Raw genomic sequence first — 19,852 nt, forward strand, 5'->3', positions numbered from 1 at the left:
ACATCTGTACCGAAGACTATCTTCCTCAGTACTTTTAATTTGGCCAAAATAGCTAAATTGTGAACTTAAGTTCACAGGTGATGAATTTTTTATACACCCGCTAGCATTTGAATTTGTGCAATATCAGTATCCCCTTTTAGCACTTTTAAAATGCCATCTTGAATCAAGGTGCGCATACCATCTTCCATGGCCTGCGCTTTAAGTTGGCTGACAGGTGCTTCCTTATATACCATTGAGCGCAGTGCGGGTGTCATGCTGAGTAATTCATGAACTCCGGTTCTACCTTTATAGCCTGTGTTACCACATCTATCGCAGCCTTTGGGTTTATGCAGCATCAAGGTCGGCTGGAGGCTAAGCTCGGATACGTAGTCCGCACCGTACTGGCGCGTGATAAACTCTACATCAGTGTCTGATGCTGGGGTCGCTTCTTTGCAGTTTTTACACAAGGTACGCACCAAGCGCTGGGCCAAAATACCGATGCAGGCATCAGAAAAGTTAACGGGGTCGATGCCCAAATCTAACAGACGAGTAATGGTTTCAGGGGCGGAATTGGTGTGCAAAGTAGAGAACACTAAATGCCCTGTAAGCGACGCTTCGACGCCGGCATGGGCGGTCTCTTTGTCACGCATTTCACCAATTAATATGATGTCTGGGTCTGCCCGTAAAAAAGCGCGTAGGGCGCTGGCAAAGGTAAATCCGATGCGAGGACTTACTTGGACTTGCTGCAAGCCTGCTTGTGTGATTTCGACGGGGTCTTCAGCTGTCCATATTTTTTTATCAGGGGTATTAATGTGGCCTAGCACAGCGTGTAGAGTGGTGGTTTTACCTGAGCCTGTTGGGCCAACGACCAGCAAAATGCCATGGGGCTTTTCAATCATGCGTAATATGCTTTGGTTATTAGCTGGTGATAGATTCATTTTCTCCATAGGCAGTGCGCCGCCGGTAGCAAGAATACGCATAACAACACCTTCCCCGGCCACAGTGGGAATCGTCGCCACGCGCACTTCGATAATTTGCCCTGATAATTTAAAGGCGAGCTTGCCATCTTGAGGTAGGCGCTTCTCGGCGATGTTCAAATTAGACATGATTTTGATGCGGGCAATTACGGCATTGTGATGCGAAGCAGGCACTTGGGTGATATCGCGGCACACTCCGTCAATGCGCATACGAACTCTTGTTGGGGCATTTTTCTCTGCATCTATATGAATATCAGATGCATCGAGTCGCTTGGCATCATGCAAAATACGGCTGACCAGGCGCACTACAGCAGGTGCATCGTCAGACATATCATCAGCTTGCTCATCGGCTTCTTGACCACTGGTTTCTATTTCATCTAGGATCTCGTTCATGGCGCCAGGACCAGCGCCACCACCGCTTGCTTCACCTAAGTATTGTAAAACGGTGTTAGGCAGTGCGACCGAGATCCCATAGCTATCAATGCCTAATGCACTCTCAATTTCCATCAGTAAATTGGCATTACTGGGCTGCGCCATTAGCACAGTGGGTTTTTCACTGGCATCGGTGATCACCGCAACAAAGTTACGTTTCAGATATGATAAATTTAATTTGCTGTCGCTTTGATATAGATGAAATCGGTCCGGTTTATAACCGATGTAAGGGACTTGATAATGCACTGACAGCGCGATACCCATCTCGTCTTCTGGTATGCGCTTTTCCGTCATCAATCGTTGAACGAGGTGGGCGTGATCAGGATTAGTGTGCACATACTTCGCCAATGTGTCTTCATCTATTACGTTTCTATGGACTAGATAATCGAACGGCTGGCTAGTTCCACCAAGCTCATAGCGAAACTTATTGCCTAAAGCCTGTGCGACTTTATCGGCTAACGCTAAGTCGGCCGATTGAAAGACACCATCGTTTCTATTGATGATTTGCATAATACCCATCAACACACCTGCGTTTAAAATAGGTATGCAAATAAGGTTCTGTGTTTTGAAGGTAGAGCTTTTATCGAATTTATCAGCGAATTTTAGCCGTGGATGTATCGCAGATAGCTCTTCACTGCTATAGGGGTCATTAACAATCAGTGGCTTTTGACTTAATGCTACGTAACCCGCAATCGACTGCGGGCTAATGGGGACTTTAATTTCTTGTATCTCATTGCCTGTTTTAAAGCGGGCAACAAGATCTTGGTGCTGCATTCTGCGCTGAAAGATACTCATGCGTTGAACATTAAATAATGATAGTAACAATGGCTCTAATTTGTCGTAAGCACTGATTAAAGAAGGGGCGTTAGCTAATAGTTGCTTAAGTTCTTGTAAAGCCGATTGATGTTCCATAGAAGCCTGCGTCAAATTTGTTTTTTATTTATACTTATCGTCACACTATAGCCGAGTGAATAATGGGATAACACTTGTTTTACATTCATGGGAAAAAGTTGAACGTGGTAGGTATTTAAAAGTAATGGGTAGGTAATCTCTATTATTTTACAATTGGTTGTTGCAAAAATAAGCGATACAGGTATACTTCGCGCCCACTTGTCCAGAAGGGCAATGGTTTTGACTTAGGCCTCGGCCGAACGTCATTAAATACAGGACCCTAATTTTGGGTTAGCAGTTTTTCATTCATCCCCCTACCTAAAGTAAAAAGGTAGTCGAGGATGGTTTTTTTTGTTCTTTCGATTGGAGCTTAATCGATGCCAAATCAAAGAATTCGTATTCGTTTGAAAGCGTTTGATCACAAGTTGATCGATCAGTCTACGGCTGAAATCGTTGAAACTGCGAAGCGTACCGGTGCTCAGGTTAGTGGACCTATTCCTCTACCTACCCGTAAAGAGCGTTATACAATACTTACTTCACCTCACGTAAACAAAGATGCGCGTGATCAGTATGAAATTCGTACACATAAGCGTTTGGTGGATATCATCGAGCCTACTGATAAAACAGTAGATGCCTTGATGAGATTGGACTTGGCTGCCGGTGTTGATGTTCAAATCAGCCTGGGCTAACAAGAGAGGGTTTTAACAATGGCGATTGGTCTTATCGGTCGTAAAGTTGGTATGACACGCATCTTCACTGAAGACGGCGTATCAATACCAGTGACTGTTATAGAAGCCACCCCGAACCGTGTTACTCAGTTACGTACTGATGAAACCGACGGGTATACAGCGCTTCAAGTAACCGCTGGCGACAAAAAAGCGAACCGCGTAAATAAAGCAGCAGCAGGTCATTTTGCTAAAGCTGGCGTGGAAGCTGGTCGTGGTTTATGGGAATTCCGTTTAGACGGCAACGAAGGCGAAGGCATAGAAGTTGGCAGTGAAATCACTGTTGAAATCTTTGCTGAAACCAAAATGGTTGACGTTGCAGGAACTTCTAAAGGTAAAGGTTTCCAAGGTGCTATTAAGCGCTGGAACTTTAGCCACCAACGTAATTCACATGGTAACTCATTGTCTCACCGTGCTCCTGGTTCAATTGGCCAAAACCAATCACCAGGTAAAGTCTTCAAAGGCAAAAAAATGGCCGGTCAGATGGGAAATAAACGTGTGACAGTTCAGTCTTTGGATGTAGTACGTGTTGACGCAGAGAACAACCTTCTTCTAGTAAGAGGCAATGTTCCTGGAGCGCCAGGTGGCGACGTCATCATCAAAGCTGCAGTTAAAGCGTAACGTCTGGGGAGTTAAGTGATGGAATTAGTATTGAAAGATGCGCAAAGCGCTCTTGAAGTATCCGAAGCAACCTTTGGACGTGAATTTAACGAAGCACTAGTACATCAAGTAGTAGTTGCATTCGGTGCAGGCGCCCGTCAGGGTTCTAAAGCACAAAAAACACGCTCTGAAGTTCGTGGTGGTGGTGCCAAACCTTGGCGTCAAAAAGGAACAGGTCGTGCCCGTGCTGGTACTATCCGTAGTCCTATCTGGCGTTCTGGTGGTGTAACATTCGCTGCTAAGCCACAGGATCACAGCCAAAAGGTTAACAAGAAGATGTACCGTGGTGCGATTCAAAGCATCCTGTCTGAATTGGTACGTCAAGAACGTTTAATCGTGGTTGAAAAGTTTTCAGTTGAAGCGCCTAAAACTAAGGAATTACTTTCTAAGTTAAATGGCCTTGAGCTAAGTGATGTACTAATCGTAACGTCTGAAGTTGATGAGAACTTGTTCTTAGCAGCTCGCAACTTATACAAAGTTGACGTACGTGATGTACAAGGCATTGACCCAGTCAGCCTGATCGCATTCGAAAAAGTGTTGATAACTGCTGATGCAGTGAAAGCATTAGAGGAGGCGTTAGCATGATTAACGAAGAACGTCTTTTAAAAGTGGTTTTAGCACCACATGTTTCTGAAAAAGCAACGCTTGCAGCTGAAGTTAACAACACTGTTGTTTTCAAAGTGCTTAAAGATGCGAACAAAGAAGAAATCAAAGCGGCAGTTGAAAAATTGTTCGAAGTTGAAGTTAATTCTGTTCGTACTGTTAACGTAAAGGGTAAAACCAAGCGTCACGGTGCATCTTTCGGCAAGCGTAAAGACTGGAAAAAAGCTTACGTTGTGCTTAAAGAAGGTCAAGACATCGACTTTGCTGGCAGCGAAGGCTAAGAAGGGGACTAGACATGCCATTATTGAAAGCTAAGCCGACTTCTGCTGGTCGTCGTCACGTAGTTCAGGTTGTTAACCCTGATCTACACAAAGGCGCTCCTTACGCTCCTTTGCTTGAAAAGAACAGCAAATCTGGTGGCCGTAATAATAACGGACGTATCACAGTACGTCACGTTGGTGGTGGCCACAAGCAACACTATCGTGTTATAGATTTCAAACGCAACAAAGACGGCATTCCAGCTAAAATTGAGCGTTTAGAATATGATCCTAACCGTTCTGCAAACATCTGTTTGGTGTTGTACGCAGACGGCGAACGTCGCTATATCTTGGCACCTAAGGGCGCTAAAGCAGGTGATCAGATTCAATCTGGTTCAGACGCTGCGATCAAAGCTGGTAACTCTTTACCAATGCGTAACATCCCAGTAGGTACTACGGTACACGCTATTGAGATGAAGCCTGGTAAAGGTGCACAAATTGCTCGTTCTGCTGGTCAGTACGCTCAAATCCTAGCGCGTGCCGAGGGTTATGTAACTCTTCGTTTACGTTCTGGTGAAGTTCGTCGAGTATTAGCAGACTGCCGTGCCACTATTGGTGAAATCGGTAATGCAGAACACATGCTACGTTCACTTGGTAAAGCCGGTGCGAACAGATGGCGCGGTATCCGCCCAACAGTTCGTGGTGTTGCCATGAACCCAGTAGATCACCCACACGGTGGTGGTGAAGGACGCACATCAGGCGGCCGTCACCCAGTATCACCTTGGGGTGTTCCAACTAAGGGTAAGAAAACCCGTAGTAACAAGCGTACCGATAAACTTATCGTACGTCGTCGTAATAAGTAACAGCGAGGATTCACCATGCCACGTTCTCTCAAGAAGGGTCCATTTATAGACCTACACTTGCTGAAGAAGGTTGAGGCTGCAGTGGAAAAGAACGACAAGAAACCAATCAAAACTTGGTCTCGTCGTTCTATGATCATCCCAGATATGATTGGGTTGACCATTGCGGTCCATAACGGTCGCCAGCACGTTCCAGTTTTCGTCAGTGACGAAATGGTCGGCCATAAGTTGGGCGAATTTGCACCAACGCGTACTTACCGCGGCCATGTCGCGGATAAGAAAGCTAAGAGATAGGGGATAAAATATGGAAGCATTAGCTACACATCGCCATGCCCGTACCTCGGCTCAAAAGGCACGCTTGGTTGCAGATCAAATTCGCGGTTTACATGTTGAAAAAGCACTTGAACTTTTGGCTTATAGCCCTAAGAAAAGTGCCGATCTAATCAAAAAAGTATTAGAGTCAGCAATTGCGAACGCTGAACATAACGAAGGCGCAGACATCGATGAATTGACTGTCTCAAAAGTTTTCGTTGATGAAGGCCCAACTATGAAGCGTATCAAGCCAAGAGCCAAAGGCCGTGCTGATCGTATATTTAAGCGTAGCAGTCACATCACTGTTGTTGTGGCTGATAACTAGGAGAAGATAATGGGACAGAAGGTACATCCTACAGGCATACGCCTGGGTATCAGCAAACCATGGACATCTACCTGGTACGCTAATACTGCAGATTATGCAGATAACTTGTTTAATGATCATCAGGTACGTCAGTATCTGACAAAGGCACTTAAGACTGCTTCTCTTTCTAAGATCGTTATTGAGCGTCCAGCGAAAAGCATCCGTGTGACTATTCACACTGCTCGTCCTGGCGTTGTAATCGGTAAGAAAGGTGAAGACGTTGAGAAGCTACGTAAGCATGTATCTAAGTTGGCCGGCGTGCCAGCTCAGATTAACATCGCTGAAGTACGCAAGCCTGAATTAGACGGTCAACTGGTTGCTGACAGCATTGCTAGTCAGTTAGAGCGTCGTGTAATGTTCCGTCGTGCTATGAAGCGCGCAGTACAGAACGCGATGAGAATTGGTGCCAAAGGTATTAAAGTTCAAGTAAGTGGCCGTTTAGGCGGTGCTGAGATTGCGCGTGCCGAGTGGTATCGTGAAGGTCGTGTTCCATTACACACTTTCCGTGCTGACATCGACTATGCAACATCAGAAGCTAACACGACTTACGGTATCATTGGCGTGAAGGTCTGGATCTTCAAAGGTGAAGTATTGGGCGGATTGCCTCTTACGCAAGAGCAACCAGCTCAGCCTAAGAAGAAAGGCCGTTCACCTAAGCGTGAGGGCTAATTATGTTACAACCTAAACGTATGAAGTTCCGTAAAATGCACAAAGGTCGTAACCGTGGCTATGCCGCTGGTGACAGTGTGAGTTTTGGAACGTTCGGACTAAAATCCGTTGGCCGTGGTCGTATGACTGCTCGCCAAATCGAAGCAGCTCGTCGTGCTATGACACGTGCCGTTAAGCGTCAAGGTAAAATTTGGATTCGAGTTTTCCCTGACAAGCCAATTACTGAGAAGCCTCTTGAAGTGCGTCAAGGTAAAGGTAAAGGTAACGTTGAATACTGGGTTTGCCAAATTCAACCAGGTCGTGTTCTATATGAAATGGAAGGTGTTCCAGAGTCAGTAGCTCGCGAAGCGTTTGAATTGGCCGCGTCAAAACTGCCGTTTAAAACCACCTTTGTAACTCGGACGGTGATGTAATGAAAGCCACAGAACTGAAAGATAAAAGCGTAGAAGAATTGAACACTGAGCTATTAAACTTGCTTCGTGAACAATTCAACCTACGTATGCAAGCGAGTACTGGCCAGCTTGAAAAAACTGACCAAATTCGTAAAGTACGTCGCAGTATTGCGCGTGTTAAAACCATTCTGACTCAAAAGGCTGCTGCATAATGACTGAACAATCAAGTCGTACAGTACAAGGTCGTGTGGTCAGCAACAAAATGGATAAAACCATTACTGTTGCAGTAGAGCGTAAAGTGAAACACCCTATTTATGGTAAGTTCATTAAGCGTACTACTAAGCTACACGCTCATGACGAGACTAACCAATGCAACACAGGCGACGTAGTAACAGTACGTGAATGTCGTCCTATGTCTAAGTCCAAAAACTGGATGTTGGTAGATATCGTTACTAAAGCTTAATCAGTTTTAGATACAATTTAAAAGGCGCGCCTCGTAAGAGTCGCGCTTTTTTTGTTTCTGTGTTCTTATAATATTTTTGCAAGGATCCTATTCACGCAGGATTTACTTTTGTGGCTCACCAATAGGTTGGTTAAGGGCATTTTCAAGCATGATGGCATCGAGAATACTAACAGAGGTTTGAATGCTCGGACCTTGACTGACAGGAAATTGGGCTACGGGTATTTTCGCTTTAGCTTGTACTGGGCATTGGCCAGTTTGTAAGTGATTCACCGCTGCGCTGAGCATGCGTTCATCAGTAGAGCCTAATGCGTGACTAAAGTCATCTTCCACTAAGCAGCCTTGCACATCAGCTTCAAATATGGGGTTAGGGGTAGGAATAAAGCCGTCTGAATATTCGCCAAAGCCTTTTTGATTACTGCCTTGAAACTGTATTGTGAAGTAGGTGGTGCCACAGTTATCTGTAGGATAAAAGCCGTAGGGTTTGCCGCATGTTGTATCGCCAATTATCACCACCTCAACATCGATGCCTCTTAAACCGTTTATAACCGCTTCGCTTGCTGAACAGGTTGCACCACTGGTCAGTATATATATCGTATTTAAGCCCAAGCTGGGTAGGGCATTTGACGTAAACACATTCCGTTCATAATCTATTTCGCGGTTATAAAATGGGGTTGGTTGAAGTCGCCTGCCTGTGACTGGATCAAAAGTCGGATGCTTATCATTGAACTTGAGTTCATCAAAGATGAGGCCATCTGTTTGCTGTTCTCCTGTGACCATAAATGCCAATTGTGAGGCCATAGACAGCAAGCCACCGCCGTTATAGCGCAAGTCCAGTATGAGGGCTTGCACATTGTTTTGGCTAAATAGATTAAAAGCGGATATCAAAGGACCCTGTGCGCTCTGAATATGGCTATCAAACTGAACGTAACCGACAGAACCTATCTCTGTTGATAATACCGTCGAGTTTCGTACGGGCGAAAGTTCAACATTACTGGGTGTTAATGAGTAGTCGCGCTGAACTCCACTTTTCTTTTGCAAGGTAAACTGAAACACTTGCCCTGCGCTTGAAGGAAAGAGCGCCTCGTTGATTACATCAACGTCATCATTATTCTCAGTGTTAATAAAATCGATTGTGTTTATTGCAATCAACTCATCACCACGTTCAATCCCAGTGTTTTCTGCAGGAGAGCCAGGTTGTGTGTAGCGCACAATAATGCGTCTTGGCGCGCTCGCTTGAATAAACTCCCAACTGATACCGTAACCAAAGGACAGGCCTCGTTGAGTGCGGGTTAAATACTCATCTGTGTTTTGAGAAAAGTGAAAGTTGTCTTTAAATGATCCCGCGTCGGACCGAAAATCTGTTTTCAGTTGCTCGAAGTATTTTGAAGTTGAGAAATCAGCCGGATTATTGTCGTCGACTTCGTCATACCAAAGGTAAGTGTTATTGGTCCAAGAGCGAAGCCAAAGCTTTTCATCAAGAGCATCACCAGCAGCATCGGTAAAAGCTTCCCCCGTTACGCTGCTGACTCCGCTTCTAGGGATGGCGCAGCTATCTTTAAATAGAGACTCGTCTTCGTAGACCCCGGATACCCAGCGTGCTTCAGAGGAAGGCACAGTGGGGGTTGAAGAGCTCGAGCTTGCACCTCCATTTCCCCCACCGCAAGACATTAAGAATACACTTACATTTATTAATGTAAGTTGGCACAGCAATTTTAAATTCACGAAAAACTCACTTTTTATAAATCTAACGTTATTACGCGACAAATTGTTTGTGGAGGCAAATTTATTCATCCATTTCGATTTTAGTGTGTTGATCCCGGCGCTAAATTAAAGTGCGATTTTAAGTACCGAATTAAATCAAAATAGATTGTTACAAGCGTTCTTGCACTTTTGTCGAATAACCTAAAGTCCAATGTTTAAAACGCTCTTTGCAGACTAAAATTTTGCCACTTAACACACTAAAACTATGACTTAACCTCTATCACCGCAGTAAATTCGACTGAGCGTTTCACTATGCCTTGGAGGCACAAAAGTATGACTACAAATCGCTCTTCACATTATCCACCGGGTTATGCACGAGGCGCCGCAATATCCAGTACGGTATACTTATTACTCGGTGTATTACTTGCTGTGTTTGTTTTTTTAACATTAGATAGAGTCATTCAAGCGCAAGCAAAGATCACCCACGAAGTCAATATCAGCGGGCAGCAACGCATGTTGCTTCAAAGAGCGAGTTTATTTGCTTCAGCTTACCTATACAGTGAAGATATTGCAGCCAAACAAACCAGTTTGCAGGCTTTAGGAGAAATGCAGGTCAACCATCAGCATTTAACAGAGCCTCATTTCAGCGCATTAGAAAAAGGCCAAGCGTCCCCTTTGTCTGCTGAGCTACAAGCGCTTTATTTCACTGCTGATAATAATGTTACCGAACAATTAACTATATTTGGTGATCAACTCTACTTCGCTTTGAATCTAGAGAAAATTCAGAATGGGGCGAAGTTAGATGCTAAGGCATTGATGGAGATGGCGTATACACCATTATTACAGAAACTTGAGGATGTCACGCGGCAATATGAGATCCAGGATAACAAGCGAATTGATGCCTTGAGGTCCGTTCAACGAGTGGTGTTTTGGATGACGATAGCTATCTTACTTCTCGGTTTATGTCTGATGATGTTTAACTTTAACAAGCACGCTCACATCGAATTAGCCGCAAAATCCTTGGGGGGGGATTCTGGGCAAGAAACGCCAGTTTTTAATCTCAATGCGCTAGAGTTATCGGCACGCAAGCTTATCGCCACAGCACGACGCCACAACGAGTCAATGAGTGTTCTCGCGTTTGATATCGACCGCTTCCCACAAATACTCACCAATTACGGTCGGGACACCGCGGATGAAGTATTGAACCAAGTTGCAAAATCAATCTCAACTGTGTGTCGCGACTCTGACTATCTTGGTCAAATAGAAGATGAAAAATTTGTTCTTTTGTTACCAAAAACGTCAGCCAAACAGGCCATGTGTTTAGCGAATAAAATTAGCTCGTACTTTGAGCAGCTAAAAAGCAATGCGCAGTTAAGGGAGGTTATTCCGTCGGTGAGCATTGGTATTAGTGAACTTGACGTTGACGATAGCGTCTTGCAGCCGATTATCACTCGGGCATTTCACGCATTAACTCTTCATTCTAGTCTAAAGCACGGGCGAGTTTGCGTGGGCTGATTGAGTACCATGATTAATCCCATCTAGTTTGTTCATGACACTTTCTTGTATGGCACTGCTACAATTCTTGATAACGATCTACTGAAACTATGTAAGCGTAGATTTGATAATTGAAGCAATGGAGAGAAGCGTATGTCAGATAAACCAAGATTAACCACCAGTGCTGGTGCACCAGTTCCCTCAAATAGTACTTCAAGGTCGGCAGGCGAACGCGGACCGCTGCTGCTCACTGATTATCAACTGATTGAAAAACTAGCTCATCAGAACCGTGAACGTATTCCTGAACGCGCAGTTCACGCCAAAGGCTGGGGCTTGAAAGGCAAATTTACTGTTACCCATGATATTAGCCAATATTCTTGTGCGAAATTATTCTCCAGCGTAGGCAAGACCACTGAAGTGTTAAGCCGTTGGTCTACAGTGGCAGGAGAGTCCGGCGCGGCAGATACAGAACGTGATGTACGTGGCTTTAGTCTCAAGTTTTATACCGAAGAAGGTAATTGGGATATGGTGGGTAACAATACCCCAGTATTCTTTATAAGAGACGGTTTCAAGTTTCCTGACTTTATCCGCACCCAAAAGCGCCACCCAAAAACAAATTTACGCTCTCCTGAAGCCATGTTCGACTTCTGGGCGGCCCAGCCAGAATGCGTGCATCAAGTGACTATTCTTATGTCAGATCGTGGGATCCCAGTTAATCCGATGTACATGAACGGTTATGGTAGCCACACTTTTAGCATGTGGAATAAAGATGCTGAGCGCCACTGGGTTAAATTTCACTTTAAAACACAGCAAGGCCATAAGCATTACACCAATGCTGAAGCAGAAGCGTTAACGGGCAAAACCCGAGAGGCTTATCAAGAAGACTTGTATAACGCGATAGAGGAAGGAAATTTCCCTAAATGGACCATGTACATTCAGGTTATGCCCGAGTTAGAAGCAGAGAATCAACCTTTCAACCCTTTTGACATCACAAAAATTTGGCCTCACGCTGACTTCCCGCTCATTGAAGTGGGTGAGCTGGAAATGAATGAAAATCCTGAGAACTATTTTCAGATGGTTGAAAATGCAGCTTACAGTCCATCAAATGTAGTACCTGGAATTGGCTATAGCCCAGACAAGATGCTACAAGCGCGCGTTTTCTCATACGCAGATGCTCATCGTTACCGCTTAGGGACGCATTACGAAGCTTTACCGGCCAATGCGGCTAAGGCATCTAACATACAGCATTATCATAAGGACGGTTCAATGCGTTTTTTCACCAATGACTTTGGTAATCCAGACGCCTACTATGAGCCAAATCAACATAATGGACCCGTCGCTGATGCTAGCGTTGAAGAGCCGCCGTTGCGTATTGACGGAGACGCCGCTCGCTACGAACAACAAGAGAGTGATGCCGATTATGTTCAGCCTAGGGCTTTGTATGAAATGTTTGATGATGCGCAAAAGCAGCGCTTATACGACAATTACGCGGCAGCGATGGGGCCTTGTTCCTCCTCGGTGAAAGAGCGTTGGTATGCAGTGTTAGAAAAAGTGCATCCAGAATATGCAAGAGGTGTGCGTTTAGCGAATGAAAATCTAGACAGTGACACAAATGCAGTACCGGTTACCGATGACACACCTGTTAGATAGTGTAAGTCGTTAGCTTTTAATACCATTACGCCATAGCGACGCCTTAATCAAAACCGCTGGACGCATTCTGAGGCGGACACTTATTAATGCGGATTGGTATAAAAGGTCGCATTAGCGGCCTTTTTAGTTTTTATACATCGATTTCGACGCGTTGCAGTGTATAGGGCGATGTGGCTATATGACTGGCCAGCAATGATATTAAGCAATAGCCGACAAAATAGAAAAAGCCGTCACCCGCGGCTGATAGGGTTTGGGTACTGATATCAATACCTATGGTGAAGCCAAATAAATTGAGAGTTTCTTGGGACAAGGTATCTGCATGATTGGTGGATAAAATAGCTAAAAAGACCGCAACTACGAACACATCAGCCATTGACCACTTACCAATAGTTGCCACAAATTGCGTTACTTGGCGAGCCAAATTATGGTTACGAGTAAAATACATGATGCTCATCAAAGTGGTCTTTAAAATTGGAATACACACTGAGAATAAGAAAATCAGAGCGGCAACTAAAAAACGTTCACTGTCCCAAAGTTCATGCACCATGCTCAAAATAGATAATTCTTTGTCGATAAGATTGGATGTCATGCCTGCAGTATTTAACAGTGCGGTCATTTCCATGCTTAATGCGAACATGGGCAGGGTAATGCCTGGAATAAAAAGTGCGATAGCCATGATGTTCAGGGCGAATGATAGGTGCTTTTTCAAAAAATCGTCTCGTATGTAGCGCTACTCTTCGAAACGATAAACGACTTTTAACGAATCATCCACCTCTGATTCTAGAACATACCCAATCGCTTTATCTGAGCGACGAAGCTCATCAAGCATTTCATCATTTGAAGGAAAATTACTCGGTGGACTTGCGCGGCCTGAGAACAGAAGGCGAGCCCAATAAGCATTAATCTTCTCTTCACTTTTATTGACTAATAATTGATAAAACTGCTGCTTTTCATTACTGCCAGTAGTGCGATCTAACGGTTTTGCTACTACACCGTTTGGGAAGGTATTATATCGACCCATGTAGATATCAATGACCTGCGTTTTACTCAACGAATCAAGGGTATTACCTTTCCCGACTACAACCACCAAGGCGAGGCTTGAGTGAGAAACGACAATCAGTGCAACAATACTAAAAAAACGAGTGATGAGAGCACCCATGCTAAAATACCCAATTCAGGTTAAGGCTCGTCACTGTGACGCTCTCCCCCGAATCTGGTTGAACATTAACTTTCCATATGCCGAACCCATCGTCAGCAATAACGCTGTAATCCATCTGAAATTTCGCAATTAAGGACGCTGATAGTTGCCATTTTGTACCTAAGCTAAACGTATGTTGTTTGGTCCTATTCTGATTAAATAAGTTTGTTATGCTAGGACCAAATGACTGGATGGTTGCCACGACTTCGGCAGGAGCAAATGGGGATATTTCACCTACACCGTCATCCACATTATCTTTTGTTGGCTCGATGGCGGACACGGTCACGAAATAAGTAATACCCTCAGGTTGATACCCTATACTGAGATAACCAGAGACAGAATCTCGCTCTAATTCCCAGTCAGATTTAATGAATCCTAATTCAGTTTGCACTAACCATAAGTCGTTATCATATTGATACCCAAGACCGAAAAATTGTTGATCTTTGCTTTCGAAACTTACTCTATCAAGTAATTCAGGGCCGCCTGGCCAAACGCTTGGTGGAAACAGCGCGATTGCGGCATCGAAAGCGCTTAAATCTGCGCTAAAGTTGTCTACTTCTGCACTTAGATATGAAGCTCTTAGCTGCCAATTATCTTGCTGATAAGAAACTGAAGTGGTTAACACATCAGTAAAATCGATATCATATGCTCGTCCCGTAGTAGCAATACGGGCATCAGACTCACCAAATCCAGCTTTTAGCTGTAAAAAGCCATTTCCTAGGGAGTGCTTATAGGCGATATCAGCCCCTTCAAACTGAGATACGGATGTGACCTTGCTATAGAACTCAGCAGGTGGGCGTGCCCAGAGGTAAGCATATCCCACTGATTTATATTCAGATAAAAAGTAAATGTCGGTGTTCATTCGACCTGCACGAAATTCCCAGCGACTGTCTAACTTGTATCGTAAGAAGGCCACATCAATATAATTGAGTACAGAAGAATCTTGTTTGTCTCTATAGACGGCTTGCACAATCGCATCCCATTGGGGGGCGAAGCTAATATTCGCTTGAGCACCTATTAGCGAATCTGGTGCGAACGAAAAACCGCTACGGGCTGGTGTTTTAAAATTGGTATGGAATCCCAAATCATCACTGTCATTATAAATAGCTCCCAAAGTGGCGAAGCCATTGAATTTAATCATGTCACTTTCAGCGAGTGCCATATCTATACTGACTATGCTGAGTAGTAAGTACGTAAACGTGCTTCGAGCTAGTGTAGTGTAGTTAGGCATGGTTAATAATGTTCTCTAAATTCAGGGTGGCCGTAATAGGCTTGATGCCAAAGCTTCAAATAACATGATTACATAATAGTCTGGCGAATCATCTAGGTAATTTGTCTTAGTGATAACAAAATGGCCAGTGGATATACCTATTTGCAGCGTGTTAGACCGTTAGTATAGCGGGCAATAACGTGTTTTAGGTATTAAAAAAAATACTAAATAATGCACTTCAATACCCATTGCCGCGATTTGCGAGCTACAGTTACATCCTGAGTATTTTTGATAGAGTCACTCCATTGCGAATCATCATTTGTTTTATAGCCATTGTTTATGCCTCACAGGGGGCCGCCACAGAATTGAATTGGCAGCAAACATTGCAATGGTTAAAGCAAACCTTACCGCAAAGTGCAGAATTAGACTTCGATAAAAAAAGCATCAAATTCGATGGGTGTCATCAACGTGATTATCAACTCACATTTCATCAAGAACTTGGTGAGGGTATTTCTATTGATACTCAAATTGGATATGTGAAAGGTGAACTGAGTTGGGGCGCTCACAATCAAAAAACAACCACTCGTCAATGGGCCATTTTACCCCGTTATCGTTTGAATCATCGCGTGAGTTTAGGCTTAGGATACGTTCGCCAGATGGACACCAACCTTGAAACCTCTCAAGGTGCTGATATTCAACTTCCTGCGAGCAATCAATGGCTATTGAGCTCGCGCTTTATGTTGGACTCTGAGAAACAGTACGTAGAAGTTGCTGTATCCCGAGCCCTTTGGCAAGCAAACGATGCTAGTCAGGCGTGGGCAGGTCAAGGGCGAGCAGACAAACAGATTAATTTGGTATACGTCGCGAACTTCTAGCGAACTTTAGCTAATGACCGCCTGACAGCGTTACTGTTAACTTAAGCAAATACCACGGTTTTCGAATGATGAATAATCACTCTGTCTTCCAAATGATAGCGAACGCCATTCGCTAACGCTGTTTTTTCACAATTCTTGCCTTTACGCACCATATCTTGCGCTGAATCACTATGACTAATACGCATTACTTCCTGCTCGATGATAGGGCCTTCATCTAAGTCACTTGTTACATAATGGCAAGTAGCACCAATCAGCTTTACCCCCCTGTCATAGGCTTGTTGATAAGGTTTTGCACCGGCAAACGATGGTAAGAAACTGTGATGAATATTAATCGCTCGCCCGGCTAACTCTTTGCACAAAGCGTCAGGTAGAATTTGCATAAAGCGCGCAAGGACCGTCAAATCAATATCGTATTGTTTAATTAATTGACTGATTTGAGCGAATGCCGCTTCTTTACCGAGTGATTTAAAATCTATCCAATGAAAAGGAATGCTATGCCAGTCAGCAAATTGTTTCATCTGCGGGTGGTTGGCAATAATGCAGGGGATTTCACAGTTAAGCTCTTTGCTGTGCCAGCGGTGTAACAAATCCATTAAGCAGTGGGATTCATGGCTGGCCAGTAGTGCCATTCTTGGTTTCTTACTCGAATCTACTAATTTCCAATTCATTGAGTATTTTTCCGCAATCGGAGCGAAACCCAAGCGGATCTGTTCAATATCCATGGTTAATGAGTCAGTAGAAATCTCATGACGCATAAAAAAGCGCCCTGTTTGCAAATCAGTATGATGGCTTGCTTCAACGATTGTCGCGTTATGTTGGGCTAAAAATTGGCTCACGCTAGCGACAAGGCCAACTTGATCTGGACAATCGATGACCAGTCTTAATGTTTGTTCCATGGGGAAATCATCACTTCAAAAATTTGCACCTGTTTTACCTTGCTAGCGAAGCAAGGTAAATAGCGAATCGTTATGGATTAGCTCAAATTGTATTATTTTGTGCTCAAAAGGAGAAACTGGGTGAAAACGGCCAGGTTAGTATTGGCCGATAGGTGACGCCATGTGCACTTGAAGCCGATTCGTATAAGGTCAGTTCGGTTGCTTGAAATGCAAAATTAGGCTCTATTAACGCAGCCGGTGGATTTTCACTGCATTTTCTAGCCAACGTTAAATGAGATATATAATCGCGCTTTTGCATGGTAATGCCACACGCTGGTGACGCTTTTTGTAGTAATGCCACCAAATCGAGTTGTTCTTTTGAAACTTGAGTGTTACCCAGCCACAACGCTTTGGGTTTCGACCAATAGCCAACATAATCCAAGGTGAGTGAAAAGCATTGGGTATTTAAGTGCGCATCAATATACTGACTGAGAGAGTCAAGTTGCGATTCGTTTATATTACCTAAAAAGGCCAAGGTAATGTGAAAATTACTCGCTTTGACTGGACTATAAAATTGCGGGAATGCTTTATCGCGCCAAGTTTCTATGGCTAACTTAGTGGTGCCAGGTGGGGTAAGAGCGAAAAAAGCGCGCATAGGATACTCCTGAAAACTTCTGCAATGAAAATCACCACAGGATACACTAAGCGAAGGCGCTAGTGCTCGGCCTATCCCGTTAATTTGCATGAGATACCGCTTTGTTTTCAGTGAACACACAATTACCCGTCGAAGATATCCTACCGGCACTGCACGATGGCCTGAACAACAATGATGTCATACTGGTTGCCCCGCCAGGCGCAGGCAAGTCAACCCGTGTGCCATTAGCTTTATTGCAGCACAGTACGTTTGCCACACGAAAAATCATTATGTTGCAACCAAGGCGTATTGCCGCACGAAATATCGCCCACTATCTAGCCAAGCAACTGGGGGAGGAAGTAGGGCAAACAGTAGGATATCGTATACGTGGTGATAGCCGTGTTAGCAAGGCGACCCGTCTCGAGATTGTTACTGAGGGCATACTGACCCGCATGTTGCAAAATGACCCAGAATTATCGAGCGTGAGTCTGGTTATTTTCGACGAGTTTCATGAGCGCAGCATGCACGCCGACTTTTCGTTGGCATTGTGCCTAGAAGTGAAAGACGCCTTACGCGACGACTTGCGCTTATTGGTGATGTCAGCCACCTTGGACGTTTCAAGCTTAGAAAAACTGTTGCCTGACGCTGATTCTATCGCTTGTGAGGGGAGAGGTTACCCTATTGAAACCTACTACCGGCCAGATGCCACTGCGGGCTCTATTGTAGATAAAACAGCACGTTTGACGTTATTCGCAGCCGCAGAGCATCAAGGAGACATATTGGTCTTTTTACCCGGCCAAGCTGAAATTCGTCGTTGTGAAAAAATACTTGCCCAATCACTTTCCAAAGGCTGCCAAATACATTGTTTGTTCTCTCAACAAACCTTAGCGGCTCAAGAAGCTGCGTTGCTACCCGACCCCCAAGGGCGACGTAAAATCATACTCGCTACCAATATTGCTGAAACCAGCCTAACCATTGAAGGTGTGAGTGTTGTGGTTGATAGCGGTATGCAAAAAGGCGCGATTTACCAGCTAAATAAAGGGCTTACTCAGTTGCGCAGTCAGATGATTTCAAAAGCATCAGCTATTCAGCGCGCTGGCCGTGCAGGGCGTTTAGGGCCGGGAGTGTGTTATAGATTGTGGAGCAAAGAGCAACACCAACGTTTAGCTGAACACGGCCAAGCCGAGATCCTCACTAGCGACATATCTCCTTTCTTACTTGAAGCCTGCGTTTGGGGGGCGCAAATTTCTGAGTTTGCGCTTATTGATATGCCAAGTGATGCACAAATTGCTCAAGCTCACAGCGTGTTAATGGGCTTGCAAATCATCGATGCTAATTTTCAGGTTACTCCTCATGGCAAAGAGGTTCACTCGCTTGGCAGCCAGGCGCATATTGCGACTATGTTACTCAAGAGCAGCGAGCTCAGTGCAGGGCATCGAAGTTTAGCCTGCGCTTTGGCGGCGCTGTTAGAAGATAAGGATCCGCTTGGGGCTCAAGCTGGCAGCCTTTGTTACGATCGACTGACCCTATTACAGCAACAGAAAAGTCACCCTTTGTGGCGAGCCATTCGCCAGTGGCATAAAAAACTAGCATGTGATGTCACTCATTGGCCTTTAGAAGATACAGGTGTACTACTTGGCTTTGCTTTCCCACACTGGATTGCTAAAGCAAGTGACTCAGGTCGCTACGGGCTTGTTGATGGGACGGGGGCTCAGCTCAGTGAACATGACTCGCTAATAGGCCAATCATGGTTAGCGATAGGGCAGATGATGCTCACCAATAGTGCGCAAAGCAACGCTAAAATCATGCTAGCAGAGCCTCTTAGTCGACAGCAAATAGACAAATATTTCAATCATCTTATCGACTCTGAAACGCGCTGCGAGTGGGATAGCTCTCGCTCGGCCATCGTAACTCAATCTGTGCAGCGATTGGGCCGAATTGTGCTTAAGAAAATGCCCAGCGCTAAGCCGAGCGTTGAGCAAATAACTGCTTTATGGCATAAGCAAATTAAAGAGCGGGGCGTGATGAGCCTGCCTTTTAACGACGCCGCATTGCAACTTATCTATCGTTTACGGATGGCTAAAGAGTACTTAACCGATGGGCAATGGCCGGATGTCAGTGAGTCTGGGCTCTTAAGCAATCTTTATCACTGGCTAATGCCATATTTGCATGACGTGTTGAGTTGGCAACAACTGTCGAAATTAGACTTTTATTCGTTATTATTTAATCAACTAGATTACGCCTCGCAGCAGGCACTCAATCAGTTATTTCCCACTAAAATAACCGTGCCAAGCACCAGTCGTATTAGCGTACAGTATGATGCTGTAGGTGGAGCGTCTCTATCTGTCAGGATGCAAGAAGTTTATGGTTTAGCGGACACCCCTAGTGTCGCTAGAGGTAAAGTAAAAATACAAATGATTTTGCTCTCACCGGCGGGTCGCCCACTGCAGCAGACCCAAGATTTAGCCGGTTTTTGGAAAGGCAGTTACAAAGAAGTACAAAAAGAAATGAAAGGTCGTTACCAAAAGCATTTTTGGCCTGACGATCCGGCTAATGCACAAGCTACCAGTAAGACAAAAAAGAAGATGAGCAATACCCAGTGAACTGCTAGGATATGCGCGAGCGAACCTC

22 protein-coding genes are annotated in these 19,852 nt (G+C 44.6%); 15 read left to right on the plus strand and 7 right to left on the minus strand.

From position 1 onward, the window contains the following. Window positions 1–89: 89 nt before the first annotated feature. Window positions 90–2,300, minus strand: coding sequence for a GspE/PulE family protein (locus AC0L6N_RS00375; protein WP_473477879.1), 2,211 nt, complete (start codon window positions 2,298–2,300; stop codon window positions 90–92). A 356-nt stretch (window positions 2,301–2,656) separates the two neighbouring features. Between AC0L6N_RS00375 and rpsJ the strand changes: the two genes are divergently transcribed. Genes rpsJ through rpsQ form a run of 11 tightly spaced genes read left to right on the plus strand, consistent with a single transcriptional unit; the run spans window position 2,657 to window position 7,584 of the window. Beyond that, window positions 2,657–2,968, plus strand: coding sequence for a 30S ribosomal protein S10 (gene rpsJ, locus AC0L6N_RS00380; protein ID WP_006992667.1), 312 nt, complete (start codon window positions 2,657–2,659; stop codon window positions 2,966–2,968). Between the two features lie 18 nt (window positions 2,969–2,986). Further along, entirely contained in the window at window positions 2,987–3,625 is a 639-nt protein-coding gene (gene rplC, locus AC0L6N_RS00385) for a 50S ribosomal protein L3 (protein ID WP_011573391.1), read from the plus strand. Between the two features lie 18 nt (window positions 3,626–3,643). Beyond that, entirely contained in the window at window positions 3,644–4,249 is a 606-nt protein-coding gene (gene rplD / locus AC0L6N_RS00390; protein ID WP_006992669.1) for a 50S ribosomal protein L4, read from the plus strand. Continuing rightward, a complete protein-coding gene (rplW, locus tag AC0L6N_RS00395) occupies window positions 4,246–4,548 on the plus strand; it encodes a 50S ribosomal protein L23 (RefSeq protein WP_006992670.1) in 303 nt (100 codons plus the stop codon). Before rplD ends, rplW begins: the two co-directional genes overlap by 4 nt. Before the next feature lie 14 nt (window positions 4,549–4,562). Next, window positions 4,563–5,387 carry a 50S ribosomal protein L2 gene (rplB, locus tag AC0L6N_RS00400; RefSeq protein WP_006992671.1) on the plus strand — a complete coding sequence of 275 codons (825 nt, stop codon included), beginning with the start codon at window positions 4,563–4,565 and terminating at the stop codon, window positions 5,385–5,387. A 15-nt stretch (window positions 5,388–5,402) separates the two neighbouring features. Next, window positions 5,403–5,678: a 30S ribosomal protein S19 gene (gene rpsS, locus AC0L6N_RS00405; protein ID WP_011573392.1), complete on the plus strand. Its 276-nt coding sequence runs from the start codon at window positions 5,403–5,405 to the stop codon at window positions 5,676–5,678. A 10-nt stretch (window positions 5,679–5,688) separates the two neighbouring features. After that, on the plus strand, window positions 5,689–6,021 hold the full coding sequence (gene rplV, locus AC0L6N_RS00410; RefSeq protein WP_006992673.1) for a 50S ribosomal protein L22: 333 nt from the start codon (window positions 5,689–5,691) through the stop codon (window positions 6,019–6,021). Window positions 6,022–6,030: 9 nt separating this feature from the next. Beyond that, window positions 6,031–6,729 (plus strand): 30S ribosomal protein S3, encoded by a 699-nt coding sequence (rpsC, locus tag AC0L6N_RS00415; RefSeq protein ID WP_006992674.1) that lies wholly within the window; start codon window positions 6,031–6,033, stop codon window positions 6,727–6,729. A gap of 2 nt (window positions 6,730–6,731) precedes the next feature. Continuing rightward, entirely contained in the window at window positions 6,732–7,142 is a 411-nt protein-coding gene (gene rplP, locus AC0L6N_RS00420) for a 50S ribosomal protein L16 (RefSeq protein ID WP_006992675.1), read from the plus strand. Then, window positions 7,142–7,333, plus strand: a complete 192-nt coding sequence (gene rpmC, locus AC0L6N_RS00425) for a 50S ribosomal protein L29 (RefSeq protein ID WP_006992676.1) — start codon at window positions 7,142–7,144, stop codon at window positions 7,331–7,333. Before rplP ends, rpmC begins: the two co-directional genes overlap by 1 nt. Beyond that, window positions 7,333–7,584 (plus strand): 30S ribosomal protein S17, encoded by a 252-nt coding sequence (gene rpsQ / locus AC0L6N_RS00430; protein WP_006992677.1) that lies wholly within the window; start codon window positions 7,333–7,335, stop codon window positions 7,582–7,584. Before rpmC ends, rpsQ begins: the two co-directional genes overlap by 1 nt. A 102-nt stretch (window positions 7,585–7,686) precedes the next feature. On the opposite strand, the gene AC0L6N_RS00435 is transcribed toward rpsQ, so the two are convergent. Further along, the gene (locus AC0L6N_RS00435; protein ID WP_473477886.1) at window positions 7,687–9,375 is read right to left on the minus strand and encodes a S41 family peptidase; all 1,689 of its coding nucleotides are present in this window, start codon (window positions 9,373–9,375) and stop codon (window positions 7,687–7,689) included. A gap of 243 nt (window positions 9,376–9,618) precedes the next feature. Between AC0L6N_RS00435 and AC0L6N_RS00440 the strand changes: the two genes are divergently transcribed. Further along, window positions 9,619–10,800 carry a sensor domain-containing diguanylate cyclase gene (locus AC0L6N_RS00440; protein ID WP_473477888.1) on the plus strand — a complete coding sequence of 394 codons (1,182 nt, stop codon included), beginning with the start codon at window positions 9,619–9,621 and terminating at the stop codon, window positions 10,798–10,800. 132 nt (window positions 10,801–10,932) lie between these two features. Then, entirely contained in the window at window positions 10,933–12,429 is a 1,497-nt protein-coding gene (locus AC0L6N_RS00445; protein WP_473477891.1) for a catalase, read from the plus strand. A 130-nt stretch (window positions 12,430–12,559) separates the two neighbouring features. Here AC0L6N_RS00445 and AC0L6N_RS00450 read toward each other — a convergent pair whose 3' ends face one another. From AC0L6N_RS00450 to AC0L6N_RS00460, 3 genes are read right to left on the minus strand one after another with little or no spacing between them, the layout of a single operon-like run. Next, window positions 12,560–13,138 (minus strand): paraquat-inducible protein A, encoded by a 579-nt coding sequence (locus tag AC0L6N_RS00450; RefSeq protein WP_473477893.1) that lies wholly within the window; start codon window positions 13,136–13,138, stop codon window positions 12,560–12,562. Window positions 13,139–13,159: 21 nt separating this feature from the next. Then, the gene (locus AC0L6N_RS00455) at window positions 13,160–13,588 is read right to left on the minus strand and encodes a type 2 periplasmic-binding domain-containing protein (protein WP_473477895.1); all 429 of its coding nucleotides are present in this window, start codon (window positions 13,586–13,588) and stop codon (window positions 13,160–13,162) included. Between the two features lies 1 nt (window position 13,589). Continuing rightward, window positions 13,590–14,858 carry a hypothetical protein gene (locus tag AC0L6N_RS00460; protein WP_473477899.1) on the minus strand — a complete coding sequence of 423 codons (1,269 nt, stop codon included), beginning with the start codon at window positions 14,856–14,858 and terminating at the stop codon, window positions 13,590–13,592. Between the two features lie 284 nt (window positions 14,859–15,142). On the opposite strand from AC0L6N_RS00460, the gene AC0L6N_RS00465 reads away from it, so the two are divergent. Beyond that, window positions 15,143–15,712, plus strand: a complete 570-nt coding sequence (locus tag AC0L6N_RS00465; RefSeq protein ID WP_041713205.1) for a hypothetical protein — start codon at window positions 15,143–15,145, stop codon at window positions 15,710–15,712. 41 nt (window positions 15,713–15,753) lie between these two features. On the opposite strand, the gene purU is transcribed toward AC0L6N_RS00465, so the two are convergent. Both purU and thpR read right to left on the minus strand, forming a co-directional pair. Continuing rightward, window positions 15,754–16,608, minus strand: a complete 855-nt coding sequence (gene purU, locus AC0L6N_RS00470; protein ID WP_011573401.1) for a formyltetrahydrofolate deformylase — start codon at window positions 16,606–16,608, stop codon at window positions 15,754–15,756. Between the two features lie 103 nt (window positions 16,609–16,711). After that, window positions 16,712–17,242: an RNA 2',3'-cyclic phosphodiesterase gene (thpR, locus tag AC0L6N_RS00475; RefSeq protein WP_473477903.1), complete on the minus strand. Its 531-nt coding sequence runs from the start codon at window positions 17,240–17,242 to the stop codon at window positions 16,712–16,714. 101 nt (window positions 17,243–17,343) lie between these two features. Here thpR and hrpB point away from each other — a divergent pair, with 101 nt between their 5' ends. Then, window positions 17,344–19,824, plus strand: a complete 2,481-nt coding sequence (gene hrpB, locus AC0L6N_RS00480) for an ATP-dependent helicase HrpB (RefSeq protein ID WP_473477905.1) — start codon at window positions 17,344–17,346, stop codon at window positions 19,822–19,824. The last annotated feature ends 28 nt before the right edge of the window (window positions 19,825–19,852 follow it).

Source organism: Paraglaciecola sp. G1-13 (assembly GCF_055809255.1).